Genomic DNA, 13,597 nt, shown 5'->3' with positions numbered 1-13,597 from the left:
TTCAGTCGGTTAGAATACCTGCCTGTCACGCAGGGGGTCGCGGGTTCGAGTCCCGTCCGTTCCGCCACTTATTAAAAGCCCTGAGTTAACGCTCAGGGCTTTTTTCATATCTGACGATTAATTATTGCGAAATCAGCAAAAATCCTCTGCGTTTTACGATCTTTTTCTCTATAACACCGCCAGCGATAATGGTCCTCAGTTAACGAACATAACGATTGAGGAATATTATGACTCTCCCTGCATTTGGTCTGGGCACTTTCCGCCTGAAAGACGACGTAGTTATCGCATCAGTTAAAACCGCTCTTGAACTTGGCTATCGCGCAATTGATACGGCACAGATCTATGAAAACGAAGCTGCCGTTGGACAGGCTCTTGAAGAGAGCGGTGTACCGCGTAATGAACTGTTCATCACCACCAAAATCTGGATCGAAAACCTCAGCAAAGACAAGCTCATTCCAAGCCTGAAAGAGAGCCTGAAGAAACTGCGTACCGACTATGTCGATCTGACGCTGATCCACTGGCCGTCACCGAACGATGCCGTTTCTGTGGAAGAGTTCATGCAGGCGCTGTTGGAAGCGAAAAAGCAGGGCCTGACCCGTGAAATTGGTATTTCCAACTTCACCATCCCGCTGATGGAAAAGGCGATTGCCGCTGTTGGCGCTGAGAATATTGCGACCAACCAGATTGAGCTGTCTCCATACCTGCAAAACCGCAAAGTCGTGGACTGGGCAAAACAGCACGGGATCCACATCACCTCTTACATGACGCTGGCCTACGGTAAGGCTCTGAAAGACGAGGTAATTATCCGTATTGCAGAGAAACATAACGTGACTGCTGCGCAGGTTATTCTGGCATGGGCAATGGGTGAAGGCTATGCCGTGATCCCATCATCAACCAAGCGCGAAAACCTGGCCAGCAACCTGCTAGCGCTGGATCTTCATCTGGATGACGATGATAAAAAAGCGATCGCAGCACTGGAGTGCAACGACCGCCTGGTGAGCCCGGAAGGTTTAGCCCCTGACTGGGATTAATAAGACCCTCCCTCTGTAACCCTCACACAGCTCCTCCGGGAGCTGTTTTTATATGCTCGCTCAGGAAGTCGATAAAGGCGCGTATGCGCGTGCTTACCGCTCTGTCGCTGTAATACACCGCACTGAAAGGCATCTCTACCGGCAAACGTTTATCGGCCATTAGCTCTACCAGTTCACCCCGCGCTATCTCTTTATCAATCATATAGTCTGACAAGCAGGCGATCCCATTCCCTTCCAGGCAAAGCTGCTTCAGCGTTTCGCCGCTGTTAGACGATAACCCGCAGGTAATTTCATGAAGCTGGCCATCATGACAGGCAACAGGCCAGGTGTTCAGCGACACCGGCTCCGTAAAGCCCAGGCACAGATGCTGCTTCAGTTCTTCAACCGTCTCCGGTTTACCATGTTCAGCAATATACTGTGGCGACGCGATAATTTTACGGTAGCTGGCAAACAGCGGGCGGGCCCGCAGGCTGGAATCCGTCAGGGTTCCCGCCCGAATAGCCACATCTACTTTCCGCTCGATGAGGTTAATAAACGTCTCGGACGAGACCAGAGAGAGCGTCATCTCCGGATAGCGTTCACGGAAAGGTTTGATTAACGGCATCAGAAAATGAAGCACTACCGGCGTGGCAGCATCAATGCGCAGCAACCCGCGCGGCGTGCTGCGGGTTTCCATAATCTCCGTCTCCGCTGCGGCCATCTCCTGCAGCACCGACTGCACGCGGCGGAAATAACGTTCCCCTTCTTCCGTCAGACTGAGCTGCCGCGTCGTTCGGTTGAGCAGACTTACCCCAAGCTTCATCTCCAGCTTTTTCACCGAACGGCTAATGGCCGAGTTAGCCTGTCCCAGCTGCTCGGCTGCGCGGCTAAAGCTGCCGCTTTCGACGACGGCGACAAAGATTGTCAGCTCTTCAGACGTTGCTTTCATTGTTGCACCACCTGCAAAATTCTATTGATATTTTGACCATTTTTGTTATTTAAGCACTGGCGCATACTGCCTGTCATCTTAATCCTGATGATACGGAGTATTTTATGCCACTGGCGCTACTTGCCCTGACGATCAGTGCCTTTGCAATTGGCACGACCGAATTTGTTATCGTGGGACTGGTTCCCACCATCGCTAACCAGCTTGCCATCTCGCTGCCCTCAGCCGGGTTGCTGGTGTCCATCTACGCCCTGGGCGTTGCCGTCGGCGCGCCGGTGCTGACGGCCCTGACCGGACGTTTTCCGCGTAAGCAGCTGTTAGTCGCGCTGATGGTGCTGTTTACCGCCGGGAACGTTCTGGCCTGGCAGGCACCGGACTACACCACGCTGGTGATTGCCCGCCTGCTGACCGGTCTGGCACACGGCGTGTTCTTCTCGATTGGTTCCACCATTGCAACCAGCCTGGTCCCCAAAGAGAAAGCGGCTTCAGCGATCGCGATCATGTTCGGTGGGTTGACCGTCGCACTGGTCACAGGCGTACCGTTGGGAACGTTTATCGGACAGCATTTCGGCTGGCGTGAAACGTTCCTGGCCGTCTCCTTGCTGGGCGTTATCGCTCTGGTGACTAGCCTGCTGCTGGTACCATCGAATATTCCAGGCCGGGCGAGCGCCAGCCTGCGCGATCAGCTGAAAGTGCTTACCCATCCGCGTTTGCTTATCATCTATGCGGTTACGGCTCTGGGCTATGGCGGCGTATTCACTGCCTTCACCTTCCTGGCACCGATGATGCAGGACCTGGCGGGCTTCTCCCCGAATGCCGTGAGCTGGATTTTGCTGGGATACGGTATTTCTGTGGCCATTGGCAATATCTGGGGCGGTAAGCTTGCGGATAAGCATGGTGCGGTACCGGCGCTGAAATTTATCTTCGCCGCCCTGGTGGTTCTGCTGATGATTTTCCAGTTCACGGCTTCAATGCAATACGCCGCGCTGGTCACGGTACTGGTGATGGGGATCTTCGCCTTCGGTAATGTGCCAGGGCTTCAGGTTTACGTTGTCCAGAAAGCCGAGCTCTATACGCCGAATGCGGTGGATGTGGCATCCGGTCTGAATATTGCCGCTTTTAATATTGGTATCGCGCTGGGCTCCATTATTGGCGGACAAACCGTCGAACACTTCGGATTAACCCAGACCCCATGGATTGGCGCGGTGATTGTCCTGGTCGCCTTCCTGCTGATTGGCCTGAGTGGACGCCTCGATAAGCCAGCCCGCGTAGCGCTGGGATAACATCAGTAAGTGCTTGCTTACAAAACTGGAAAGCGGTTTCTCAGAAATTGCGTTGAAAGTGTGACCTAAAGTCCCTATAACATTAGAACCAGTCCGTTTTCAGGGCTGGTTCATGTTACAGGGGCTGTTTCCAAAAGTGCGAAAAAATACCTATGCCATGCGTTATGTTGCCGGAATGCCCGCGGAGAGGATCTTACCTCCGGGGTCGTTTGCGAGCATAAGCCAGGCATTACCCGCCGGCACACCGTTAAGCAGCGATGATAAAATCCGGGTTCTGGTCTGGAATATCTTCAAGCAGCAGCGCGCGGAGTGGTTATCGGTACTCAAAAATTTTGGAAAAGATGCCCACCTGGTTCTGCTCCAGGAGGCGCAAACTACCCCTGAACTGGTACGGTTTGCCACCACGAATTACCTTGCCGCCGACCAGGTGCCGGCCTTTGTTCTGCCTCAACATCCCTCAGGCGTGATGACGCTATCAGCAGCGCATCCGGTATATTGTTGTCCATTGCGCGAACGAGAGCCAATTCTGCGTCTGGCGAAATCAGCGCTGGTGACGGTCTATCCGCTGCCGGATACTCGTATGCTGATGGTCGTCAATATCCACGCGGTAAACTTTAGCCTCGGCGTGGATGTGTATAGTAAGCAGTTACTTCCTATTGGCGATCAGATTGCGCATCACAGCGGGCCCATCATCATGGCAGGCGATTTTAATGCCTGGAGCCGTCCGCGCATGAATGCGCTGTATCGCTTTGCGCGCGAAATGTCGCTGCGTGAAGTTCGCTTCAGTGATGACCAACGTAAAAAAGCTTTTGGTCGTCCTCTCGACTTTGTCTTCTATCGCGGTTTGAGCGTGCACGACGCCTCTGTACTGGTGACGCGCGCTTCGGATCACAACCCTCTACTCGTTGAATTCAGTCCCGGCAAACCTGATAAATAATGGTGTGTCAGGTCTGCCGTGGGGCAGGCCGCGCGGGTGCTGCCCTTTTATTTTTAACCAACAAAGGACAGTGCGATGACAACAACACACTCCCATCATGACAACGTAGAAAAACAGTTTGGTTCTCAGGCAAGTGCTTATCTGAGCAGCGCCGTGCATGCTTCAGGTCGCGATCTGGTGCGTCTCGGTGAACGTCTGGCGGCATTCCCGCAGGCGCACGTGCTGGACCTGGGATGTGGGGCAGGGCACGCCAGCTTTACGGCTGCGCAGCAGGTAGCCCACGTTACCGCATATGATTTATCGAGCCAGATGCTGGACGTCGTTGCTGAGGCGGCGAAAGCGAAAGGGCTGAACAATATTGATACGCGGCAGGGCTATGCGGAGTCTTTACCGTTTGATGACGCGTCGTTTGATGTCGCGATCAGCCGGTATTCCGCACACCACTGGCATGACGTCGGCCAGGCATTGCGCGAAGTCAGACGTGTTCTGAAGCCGGGTGGCACCTTCATCATTATGGACGTGATGTCTCCCGGACATCCGGTGCGTAATATCTGGCTGCAGACGGTCGAAGCGCTGCGCGACACCTCGCACGTTCAAAACTACGCCAGCGGGGAGTGGTTATCGTTTATCACTGAAGCCGGGCTGATTGCGCGCTCGTTAATAACAGACCGTTTACCGCTGGAGTTCAGCTCCTGGATAGCCCGTATGCGTACCCCGGAGGCGTTAAGCCAGGCGATTAGGCTTTACCAGGAGAGTGCGTCCGCAGAGGTGAAGGCGTACTTTGAACTGCAGGCGGATGGCTCATTTACGAGCGATACCATCATGGCTGAAGCGCAAAAAGCGGGATAAACAAAAAAGGCACCGAGGGGAATCGGTGCCTTTTTATCTTTCGATCGTGTTATCAGGAGTCTGGCGTGGCGCTGTTCTTCACAAACAGCGTCAGCTGGTCGCCCGGTTTCAGATTGTCAGTATCATTATTCCAGCGCATCACATCTTTGATGTTCACGCCGTGTCGTTTTGCGATACTGGACAGTGAATCGCCTTTGCGCACGCGATAGGTGATGCTATCGCTGTTGCTGGCGAGACGCTGTGCGCTGTTACCTGCACCCACCGTCAGTGTCTGACCCACCTTCAGCCCAGAGCTGCGCAGATTATTCCACTGCTGCAGATCTTTCGCCGTCACGCCAAGACGTGAGGCAATGCCTGAAAGGGTATCCCCTGAACGCACCTTATAGCTGCGGCTGCTAACGGATGAAGCATCGGCGATCAGCGTTGACTGAACGGCGGCAATTTCACCCGATGCTAAAGACTCACGTAACTGCGCCGCATGTTTCTGCGGAACCATCACATACTGCGGGCCGCTTGCCCCCAGCGTCGAGCCTTTAACGCCTGCATTAAAGGTTTTCAATTTACTTACCGACATACCCGTCATATCAGCAACTTGTTGAATATCAACCGGATTGCTGAGGCGCACGCGCGCCAGTGCACGACTTTCGTCTGGTGTTGGCAGTTGTACACCGTAACGCTTGCTGTTCTTGAGAATATCGCTCAAGGCCAGCATTTTCGGTACGTAAATCTTCGTTTCCTGTGGCAGTGAGAGCGACCAAAAATCGGTGGATTTACCCCGTGCTTTATTCGCTTTCATTGCCTTCAGTACACGACCTTCGCCACTGTTATACGCTGCGACCGTTAACAGCCAGTCGCCGTCAAACATCTTGTTCAGACGTTGCATCATGTCGAGAGCGGCTGTCGTTGAAGCGACAACATCGCGACGCGCATCATAGTTGCGGGTCTGTTTCAGACCATAGTTTCGCCCGGTGCTCGGAATGATCTGCCAAATGCCTGCGGCATTGGCGCCAGACGTCGCGTGTGGGTCAAAAGCGCTCTCCACTATGGGTAGGAGTACCAGCTCCATAGGCATGTTACGTTTTTTAACTTGCCCGGCTATCCAGTACATATACGGCTCTGCCCGTAACGTTACATCGTGGAGATAGCTCTTATTTCTTAAATACTTCTGTTTCTGTTCGCGAATCCGGCTGTTTTCCGGAATTCCCATCTTTAGCTCGTCGCCAATAGAGGTCCACAAGTCTTGCTCCTGCGCGAAAGATGTCCCATCGTCCATCCAGCGCGCCGAACTTGTAAACTTCCCTGCTTCCCCTTGACCAGCTGCAGAAAGGCTCTGTGCGTGCTGTTGTACGTTGCTGCCGTTCTGCGACTGGCAACCTACAAGCAGGACAGAGGCGAGTAATATCGCTTTTGCCTTCATGTGTGTGTCAATAGTTGCTTAAAAGACGAGCGATGATAACGGCGAAATTTTGAAAAGGCAACCCGCATTTATCTGAAGTTATCTTTCTTTGACCTTAACCATGCAAATCGCTGTTCAGGTTGTTGCAAATTTGTTTCTTGGTTAATTTTATTAATTAAATCAATATCATCTGTTCGTAAAAATAAATTAATCTGGCGCTCATTTTTCAGAATTACGGGCAGTGTATTTTGGTTTTTTGCACGTAACTCCTTCACTTTGTGATAATAATCCTGAATCGCCCGATCCTCAGGTAAGAGGCTTGCAGCAAACTTCATATTTCCTAATGTATACTCATGGGCGCAACAAATAAGGGTGTCATCCGGTAACGCACTAATCTTTTGTAAAGACTGATACATCTGTTCAGGAGTGCCTTCAAACAGTCTTCCGCAGCCGCCAGAGAACAAGGTGTCGCCACAAAAAAGATAAGGTTTGCTGTAGAAACACAGATGTCCCAAAGTGTGACCCGGTGTAGCAAATACGGAAAACTCCCACTCGTGGATGAGGATATTTTCGCCTTCTTCGACTACTTGCGTCGTTCCCTTATTTTGTGTCTCAGCCGGTCCGTACACCACAAGATGCGGAAATTGGGCGCGCAGTTCCTGCACGCCGCCAGTATGATCGTTATGATGATGCGTCAACAGAATGGCGTCAGGCTGCCAGCCGTTATCATTTATGGCGCGCAGTACAGGGGCGGATTCGCCGGGATCGACAATGACGCATCGACGCTCGTCATCGACCAAAACCCAGATGTAATTGTCCTCAAAAGCGGGAATACTGATAAGATTCATACATTACCTCTTATAGCGTGGCGGGTGTTTTGATGAAACCGGCAAGGATACCTCAGTCTGTCGCAGCACCGGAACGTTGGGCGGAATTGCCCTGGGGTGAATACTATCGCGAGGCACTGGAGCAGCAGCTGAAGCCCTGGCTCGCGAAAATGTATGGCTTTCACCTGCTTAAGATTGGCAATCTCAGCGCGGAAATCAATACCGAAAGCTGCGCTATCTCACATCAGGTTAACGTCTCTCTCGGCGGATCGCCGGTTCAGGTGAAGGCAGACCCGTTGCATCTGCCATTTGCAGAGAAATCCGTTGATGCATGCCTTCTTGCACACGCGTTGCCCTGGTGCAGCGATCCTCACAGTATGCTGCGTGAAGCCGATCGCGTTCTGATTGATGACGGCTGGCTGATCCTCAGCGGATTCAATCCGCTGAGCCTGATGGGGCTGCGCAAGCTGGTGCCCGTGCTGCGCCGAACGCCACCCTATAACAGCCGAATGTTCACCATGATGCGCCAGCTCGACTGGCTTTCACTGCTGAACTTTGAAGTGCTCGGCTACGGCGGTTTTCAGGTACTGCCGTCGGCGCGGAAGGGGGGAGTGTTGTTAAGCACGCATTTGCCCGCCTTAGGCTGCATGCAGTTTATCGTCGCGCGTAAGCGAACCATCCCCCTTACGCTTAACCCGATGAAGCAGAGCAAATCGAAAACGCCTATCCGGCAGACCGTTGGCGCAACGCGGCAGTACAGAAAGCCCTGATCAGGATTCAGGCTGGTAGCCTGCATCCTCATGGGCCGGGTTTAAAGCCGCCGCGCGCGCCAATTCGTCGCAGCGTTCGTTCTCAGGGTGACCAGCATGCCCTTTTACCCATTCCCATTTTATTTGGTGCTGACCTAATGCCGCATCCAGCCGCTTCCAGAGATCGACATTTTTAACCGGCTTTTTATCCGCAGTTTTCCAGCCGCGTTTTTTCCAGTTGTGGATCCACTGGGTGATACCCTGGCGCACGTACTGGCTGTCGGTACTGAGCACCACGTCGCAGTGTTCTTTTAAGGCTTCCAGCGCCACAATGGCCGCCATCAACTCCATACGGTTGTTGGTGGTCAGGAAATAGCCTTCGCTAAAAGTTTTTTCATGCTGGCGATAGCGCATAATCGCGCCGTAGCCGCCGGGCCCTGGGTTGCCGAGACAAGATCCATCGGTGAAAATTTCTACCTGTTTACGCATCTCTGGTAGACTTCCTGTATTTGAAACGTTCAGTTAAACGATAAGTCTGACATAAATGACCGCTATGAGCACTGCAATTACTCGCCAGATTGTCCTCGATACCGAAACCACCGGTATGAACCAGATCGGCGCGCACTACGAAGGGCATAAGATCATTGAGATCGGTGCCGTTGAAGTGGTGAACCGTCGTCTCACGGGGAACAACTTCCACGTGTATCTCAAACCCGATCGGCTGGTGGATCCAGAGGCGTTCGGCGTTCACGGTATTGCCGATGAGTTCTTGCTGGATAAACCGACCTTTGGTGAGGTGGCAGACGAGTTTCTGGAATACATCAAAGGTGCCGAACTCATCATCCATAACGCCTCGTTCGATATCGGCTTTATGGACTATGAGTTTAATAAGCTCCATCGCGATATTCCGAAAACAAACACCTTTTGCAAAGTGACCGATAGCCTGGCGCTGGCGAGGAAGATGTTTCCCGGCAAGCGTAACAGCCTCGATGCGCTCTGTTCACGTTACGAAATAGACAACTCCAAGCGAACGCTGCACGGGGCATTGCTCGATGCCCAGATCCTGGCCGACGTCTATCTGGCAATGACCGGCGGACAGACGTCGATGAAGTTCAGCATGGAAAATGAGTCGCAGCAGACGCAGGGCGAAGCGGGCATTCAGCGCGTTGTCCGTCAGGCAAGCCGCTTGCGGGTTATTTTAGCCAGTGATGAAGAGCTACTTAACCATGAATCCCGTCTCGACCTGGTGCAGAAGAAGGGCGGAAGCTGTATGTGGCGCGCCTGAAAAAACGCCACAATGCCTGTAAAATCATCGGTTGGGTGAATTTTGCAGCAAACGATTCAAAACGTAAGAAAAAGCGTTGACGAGATCGGAGGCACACCGTAATATGCGCCTCGTTCCCCAAGCGGGAACAGTGGAGCGGTAGTTCAGTCGGTTAGAATACCTGCCTGTCACGCAGGGGGTCGCGGGTTCGAGTCCCGTCCGTTCCGCCACTATTCAGGCCCACGTTATTTATAACGTGGGCCTTTTTCATATCTGTACTTTTTCGTCTGCGCGTTCGATCTTCGCGACTTTCCTTTGCGAGGCGCGAGAGCAGAGGGCAATGCCAAACAGAATCAGTACCGTGCTGACCAGATGATACGAATGCAACGTAACGTGCAGGAACATCACGCTGAACAGACCGCCGCTCAGCGGAATAAGGTGGGAATAAATCTCCCCGCGGGTTGCACCGATAGCCGCAATGCCTTTATTCCACAGCAGGTAAGAAAGCCAGGAAGGAAAGACCACCAGGTACATCAGCCCGCTTAAAAAGCCCGGTGCGGTATAGGCCGTCCAGTCAGGTAAGCCGGTCTTTATCAACGATATCGCCAGTACCGGTAACAACACCAGGGCACCGAGGACCGCGCTTACGGCCACAAAGGCATTCCCTCCGACGCTTTTCGGCTTCATCCGCAAGAAAGCACAATAAACGGCCCAGCTGGCGGCAGAGCCCATGGTCCAGATATCGCCGCGATTCAGATTTTTAAGCGTATCCAGATGCAGCAGATCTCCCTGCATGACCAGCCAGACGACGCCCAATGAACTGAGAACAACGCCAGCAATATTCTGTACTGATATTTTCTCTTTAAAGACCAGCTTGTTTATCAATAAAACCAGGGCAGGCGTTGTAGATAAATAAATAGCTGCATTAAGAGATGAAGTATATTGCAGGCCGATATACAGCGTGAGTGGGAACATAACCTGTCCACACAGAGCAAGAAATATGATCGTACCTTTCGCCTTTTTCATCATCGGCCACTGGGCGCGAATCTGTCTGATATAGAGCATCGATAAAAGAAGAGCCGTAATTATCCAGCGTGCGGCGGATAATATAATCGGGTCTGCATGCGCCACCAGTAAATGACCGACGACATAATTACCCCCCCAAAAACAGGCCGCGAGACTAAGTAAAAAATAGGGCATAAAGGCTCCTGATAATAAACATTTTGTCTGCCTTTAGAGTACTGCCGGTGCAGAATTAAATGCTAATATAATATTTTCATCTCACGGTATTGGCTGAAACTATGAAGTTTACTCTCAGGCAACTTGAGTTCTACATTGCGTTAGCGGAAACATTACAAATTTCCAAAGCGGCCAGCCGTTGTCATATATCGCAATCTTCCATGACGGTCTCTATGCGCAACCTGGAGGAGGCGGTGAATGCCCCTCTCTTTATCCGCCATGCAAAAGGGATCCAGTTAACTCCCGTGGGCGAGCGATTTCTCAATCATGCCCGCAAGATCCTCCACGATAGCCGCGCGGCGGTGGAGGATCTCCATCAGCAGCCTGAGGCGATTAACGGCGTCGTGCGCATCGGCATTGCCGAAACCCTTTCCGCTTATCTGCTGCCCAATCTCTGGGGCGATATTGCGCAGCGTTTTCCGCTGCTGGAGACGGCATTTCATGAGGCGCCCGCATCGCAGCTGCTTCAGGCCTTGCGTCAGGGAGATCTCGATTTTTGTCTTTTGCTGACCTCCAATATCAGCCACGATAGTACGCTTGAGGTCGAAACGTGGATCCGTTCGCCGCGCCGGTTATGGACCGCCATCGGCCATCCTCTTCTCAGCGTGCCGGAGCTTCGGTTAAAGGATGTGGAAAAGGCGCCATTCCTGTTGCTGGTGACGGACGACTATCCCGATGTGATATCCGACTACTGGCAAAGCAGGGGCTGTCATCCTGACATTCATTTTCGTACCAACTCCTTTGAGGCGATTCGAAGTCTGGTCGCGCAGGGAAAGGGGGTGACGATTTTATCCGATCTGGTCTATCGCCCGTGGGCGCTCGGCGGTCAGCGCGTGATCCGGCGCACCATTGACGACTGCATTACCTATATGGATGTGGGCATCGTCAAAAACGTCGGGCAGCCGCTTTCTCCGGCCTGTTTGCGGTTGATGGATTTTTTACGACAGCAAACGGCACGTTTGGGCGAAGCGCGCTGAACTGCGTCCCTGAGATTTCCGTTATCCGCCAGATATTTCCTGATTTCCCTGAGGGCCTTCTTGCCCGCAGGTCGTGTATTCCGCTGCTGGGGATGAAGACAATAAGCGCCTTGCTTATTTTCTTTACCGAAACGGAATTGTGCTATGTCTGGTATCACCGCGAGCGGTATTCGTTCCCTGCTCGCCTCCCGTCCACTCTTGTTGGTTCTCTGCTGTGCCACCGCTTGGCCGGCATACGCTGAAGAGTCGATGACCGTAGAGGGGTATTATCGCGATCCCGCGTCATTTATCGCTCCGGCTCATACTCCAGCACAACAATTGCCTGCCAGCGACGGTGCGGGCGCGCTAAAAAACATCCCGGGTTTTTCCGTGCTGCGCAGCGGCGGGAGTAACGGCGATCCGGTGTTGCGCGGAATGTTCGGCTCCCGGCTGACGTTGCTTGCAGACGGCGTCAGCACTCAGGGGGGCTGCGGCTCGCGCATGGATACCCCAACGGCCTATATCACTCCGCAAAGTTACGACACGATAACCGTCATCAAAGGCCCACAAAGCGTGCTCTGGGGGCCAATGGGGTCCGCCGGAACATTGCTTTTTGAACGCCAGCCGGACTATTTCAGCGTACCTGAGCTAAAAGGCAGCGCTGAGCTGCTGCGGGGCGCTAACGGACGCGCGGATCAAAACCTTAATCTCGCGTTTGGCGACCCGCGCGGCTACGTCCGCCTGGACGGTAATCATTCGGAGGCGGATGACTACCGGGATGGTCATGGCAACCGCGTGCCGGGCCTGTGGCGCAGATGGAACAGCGGCGTCACGGTTGGGCTCACGCCTGATGAGGATACGCTGGCGGAGCTAAGCGTGGGAGCCAGCGACGGTAAAGCCCGCTATGCGGGTCGGATGATGGATGGTAGCCGTTTTGCCCGTAAAAGCGCGGCGCTAAAACTGGAGAAATATCACCTGAGCGAGCACGTCAGCAAACTTAGCTGGCAGCTCTATGCCAATGATACTGACCACATCATGGATAACTACAGCCTGCGTCAGCCCGTTGGACCGAAGCGTAAGTCTGAAGTTGGCGGCGTGGTGATGGGCAGCCGCCTTGCCGGCGTGTGGGAAGATGAAACCACCACGCTTACCGCCGGCGCGGACGTAATGCGTAAAAGTCACCGTAAAAAAAGCGCAGGATCGTGGCGTGACGATGCCCGTTTTACCCAGGCGGGTCTGTTTAGCGAATGGCGCCAGTCCGTCACGGCGGACGATACGGTCATCGTGGGTGCGAGGCTGGATAGCATTCGTGCGGACGATCGGCGCAGCGCGCAAAATAGCTCCCGGCACGACCTCCTGCCCGGCGCATTCACGCGCTATGAGTATCGCGTACCTGACGCACCCGTCATGCTTTATAGCGGCATCGGTTATACCGAACGTTTTCCTGATTACTGGGAGCTATTTTCCGGCAAGGCTGGAGAACAAAGCTTTCGTCAGCTGAAAACAGAAAAGACCCTGCAATGGGATAGCGGCGTGCAATTACACGGCGACAAGGTTAGCGCCTGGGCATCGGCCTATGTCGGGCGAACTACCGATTACATTTTGTTTGATTATAGCCGCACGCCGTCGCAGGCCAGCAACATCAATGCCGCCGTAATGGGCGCGGAGACGGGCGCAAGCTGGAGCCTGACGCCCAACTGGGCACTGACGGGAAGCCTGAACTACGCCTGGGGCGAGAATCGTAGCGATAAACAGCCGCTGCCGCAGATGCCGCCGCTCGAAGGGCGGCTGGCGCTGGACTATACCGGGCAACAGTGGCGCACCGGATTACTCTGGCGTGTGGTTGCGCCGCAGCATCGCGTGGCGCAAAACAAAGGTAACGTCACCGGCCAGGATCTCGGCCCGAGCGCGGGGTTTGGTGTGCTTTCGTGGAGCGCGGGCTACACATTTAACGACCATTTTGAGTCCCGCGTGGGTATTGAGAATCTGTTCAATAGATACTACAGCGAGCACCTCAACCTGGCGGGCGCCAGCCAGTTCGGATACGCCGCAAATCAGCAAATCCCTGAACCGGGGCGCGTCTGGTGGCTGGCTATGACATACCATTTCTGATCCTGAGCGTCATTGCTGAGAGCGACCGT

The 13,597-nt window shown here is 53.6% G+C and carries 13 protein-coding genes and 1 tRNA gene; 9 read left to right on the top strand and 5 right to left on the bottom strand.

Annotated features, from left to right (window positions below; all coding sequences use genetic code 11):
• The first annotated feature begins 227 nt into the window (after positions 1–227).
• Entirely contained in the window at positions 228–1,031 is an 804-nt protein-coding gene (dkgB, locus tag IM314_RS19435) for a 2,5-didehydrogluconate reductase DkgB (protein ID WP_060571883.1), read from the top strand.
• A 22-nt stretch (positions 1,032–1,053) separates the two neighbouring features.
• Here dkgB and yafC read toward each other — a convergent pair whose 3' ends face one another.
• On the bottom strand, positions 1,054–1,959 hold the full coding sequence (gene yafC, locus IM314_RS19430) for a DNA-binding transcriptional regulator YafC (protein ID WP_028015603.1): 906 nt from the start codon (positions 1,957–1,959) through the stop codon (positions 1,054–1,056).
• 104 nt (positions 1,960–2,063) lie between these two features.
• On the opposite strand from yafC, the gene IM314_RS19425 reads away from it, so the two are divergent.
• The 3 genes from IM314_RS19425 to IM314_RS19415 all read left to right on the top strand — a co-directional run bounded on the left by IM314_RS19425 (position 2,064) and on the right by IM314_RS19415 (position 5,025).
• Positions 2,064–3,239: an MFS transporter gene (locus IM314_RS19425; protein WP_028015604.1), complete on the top strand. Its 1,176-nt coding sequence runs from the start codon at positions 2,064–2,066 to the stop codon at positions 3,237–3,239.
• Positions 3,240–3,375: 136 nt separating this feature from the next.
• Positions 3,376–4,176: an endonuclease/exonuclease/phosphatase family protein gene (locus IM314_RS19420; RefSeq protein ID WP_028015605.1), complete on the top strand. Its 801-nt coding sequence runs from the start codon at positions 3,376–3,378 to the stop codon at positions 4,174–4,176.
• Positions 4,177–4,251: 75 nt separating this feature from the next.
• On the top strand, positions 4,252–5,025 hold the full coding sequence (locus tag IM314_RS19415; RefSeq protein ID WP_028015606.1) for a class I SAM-dependent methyltransferase: 774 nt from the start codon (positions 4,252–4,254) through the stop codon (positions 5,023–5,025).
• A 52-nt stretch (positions 5,026–5,077) separates the two neighbouring features.
• Here the strand turns inward: IM314_RS19415 and mltD are convergent, their stop codons facing one another.
• The gene (gene mltD / locus IM314_RS19410; protein WP_041911175.1) at positions 5,078–6,442 is read right to left on the bottom strand and encodes a murein transglycosylase D; all 1,365 of its coding nucleotides are present in this window, start codon (positions 6,440–6,442) and stop codon (positions 5,078–5,080) included.
• Positions 6,443–6,510: 68 nt separating this feature from the next.
• Positions 6,511–7,269, bottom strand: coding sequence for a hydroxyacylglutathione hydrolase (gene gloB, locus IM314_RS19405; RefSeq protein WP_041911174.1), 759 nt, complete (start codon positions 7,267–7,269; stop codon positions 6,511–6,513).
• Between the two features lie 32 nt (positions 7,270–7,301).
• Here gloB and IM314_RS19400 point away from each other — a divergent pair, with 32 nt between their 5' ends.
• Positions 7,302–8,018, top strand: a complete 717-nt coding sequence (locus tag IM314_RS19400; RefSeq protein ID WP_193358835.1) for a class I SAM-dependent methyltransferase — start codon at positions 7,302–7,304, stop codon at positions 8,016–8,018.
• On the opposite strand, the gene rnhA is transcribed toward IM314_RS19400, so the two are convergent.
• On the bottom strand, positions 8,019–8,486 hold the full coding sequence (gene rnhA / locus IM314_RS19395) for a ribonuclease HI (protein ID WP_028015610.1): 468 nt from the start codon (positions 8,484–8,486) through the stop codon (positions 8,019–8,021). It lies immediately after the preceding gene.
• 64 nt (positions 8,487–8,550) lie between these two features.
• Here rnhA and dnaQ point away from each other — a divergent pair, with 64 nt between their 5' ends.
• The gene (dnaQ, locus tag IM314_RS19390) at positions 8,551–9,282 is read left to right on the top strand and encodes a DNA polymerase III subunit epsilon (RefSeq protein WP_227008617.1); all 732 of its coding nucleotides are present in this window, start codon (positions 8,551–8,553) and stop codon (positions 9,280–9,282) included.
• Positions 9,283–9,414: 132 nt separating this feature from the next.
• A tRNA-Asp gene (locus IM314_RS19385) sits at positions 9,415–9,491 on the top strand.
• Positions 9,492–9,528: 37 nt separating this feature from the next.
• On the opposite strand, the gene IM314_RS19380 is transcribed toward IM314_RS19385, so the two are convergent.
• A complete protein-coding gene (locus IM314_RS19380) occupies positions 9,529–10,461 on the bottom strand; it encodes a DMT family transporter (RefSeq protein WP_041911172.1) in 933 nt (310 codons plus the stop codon).
• A 101-nt stretch (positions 10,462–10,562) separates the two neighbouring features.
• Between IM314_RS19380 and IM314_RS19375 the strand changes: the two genes are divergently transcribed.
• Complete coding sequence (locus IM314_RS19375; protein ID WP_041911171.1) at positions 10,563–11,477, top strand: LysR family transcriptional regulator; 915 nt, start codon at positions 10,563–10,565, stop codon at positions 11,475–11,477.
• Between the two features lie 144 nt (positions 11,478–11,621).
• Positions 11,622–13,568, top strand: coding sequence for a TonB-dependent copper receptor (locus IM314_RS19370; RefSeq protein WP_193358837.1), 1,947 nt, complete (start codon positions 11,622–11,624; stop codon positions 13,566–13,568).
• The last annotated feature ends 29 nt before the right edge of the window (positions 13,569–13,597 follow it).

The organism is Enterobacter cloacae complex sp. P42RS (assembly GCF_014930595.1).
Classification (GTDB): domain Bacteria; phylum Pseudomonadota; class Gammaproteobacteria; order Enterobacterales; family Enterobacteriaceae; genus Enterobacter; species Enterobacter bugandensis.
The sequence above is the reverse complement of the archived record's forward strand: the minus strand, read 5'-3'. Positions and strand labels throughout refer to the sequence as shown.

What these genes read in the sequence shown, in the direction of transcription:
- dkgB (WP_060571883.1), top strand. Translation starts at nt 228, where the DNA reads ATGACTCTCCCTGCATTTGGTCTGGGCACTTTCCGCCTGAAAGACGAC.
- yafC (WP_028015603.1), bottom strand. Translation starts at nt 1,959, where the DNA reads ATGAAAGCAACGTCTGAAGAGCTGACAATCTTTGTCGCCGTCGTCGAA.
- IM314_RS19425 (WP_028015604.1), top strand. Translation starts at nt 2,064, where the DNA reads ATGCCACTGGCGCTACTTGCCCTGACGATCAGTGCCTTTGCAATTGGC.
- IM314_RS19415 (WP_028015606.1), top strand. Translation starts at nt 4,252, where the DNA reads ATGACAACAACACACTCCCATCATGACAACGTAGAAAAACAGTTTGGT.
- mltD (WP_041911175.1), bottom strand. Translation starts at nt 6,442, where the DNA reads ATGAAGGCAAAAGCGATATTACTCGCCTCTGTCCTGCTTGTAGGTTGC.
- gloB (WP_041911174.1), bottom strand. Translation starts at nt 7,269, where the DNA reads ATGAATCTTATCAGTATTCCCGCTTTTGAGGACAATTACATCTGGGTT.
- IM314_RS19400 (WP_193358835.1), top strand. Translation starts at nt 7,302, where the DNA reads ATGAAACCGGCAAGGATACCTCAGTCTGTCGCAGCACCGGAACGTTGG.
- rnhA (WP_028015610.1), bottom strand. Translation starts at nt 8,486, where the DNA reads ATGCGTAAACAGGTAGAAATTTTCACCGATGGATCTTGTCTCGGCAAC.
- dnaQ (WP_227008617.1), top strand. Translation starts at nt 8,551, where the DNA reads ATGAGCACTGCAATTACTCGCCAGATTGTCCTCGATACCGAAACCACC.
- IM314_RS19380 (WP_041911172.1), bottom strand. Translation starts at nt 10,461, where the DNA reads ATGCCCTATTTTTTACTTAGTCTCGCGGCCTGTTTTTGGGGGGGTAAT.
- IM314_RS19375 (WP_041911171.1), top strand. Translation starts at nt 10,563, where the DNA reads ATGAAGTTTACTCTCAGGCAACTTGAGTTCTACATTGCGTTAGCGGAA.
- IM314_RS19370 (WP_193358837.1), top strand. Translation starts at nt 11,622, where the DNA reads ATGTCTGGTATCACCGCGAGCGGTATTCGTTCCCTGCTCGCCTCCCGT.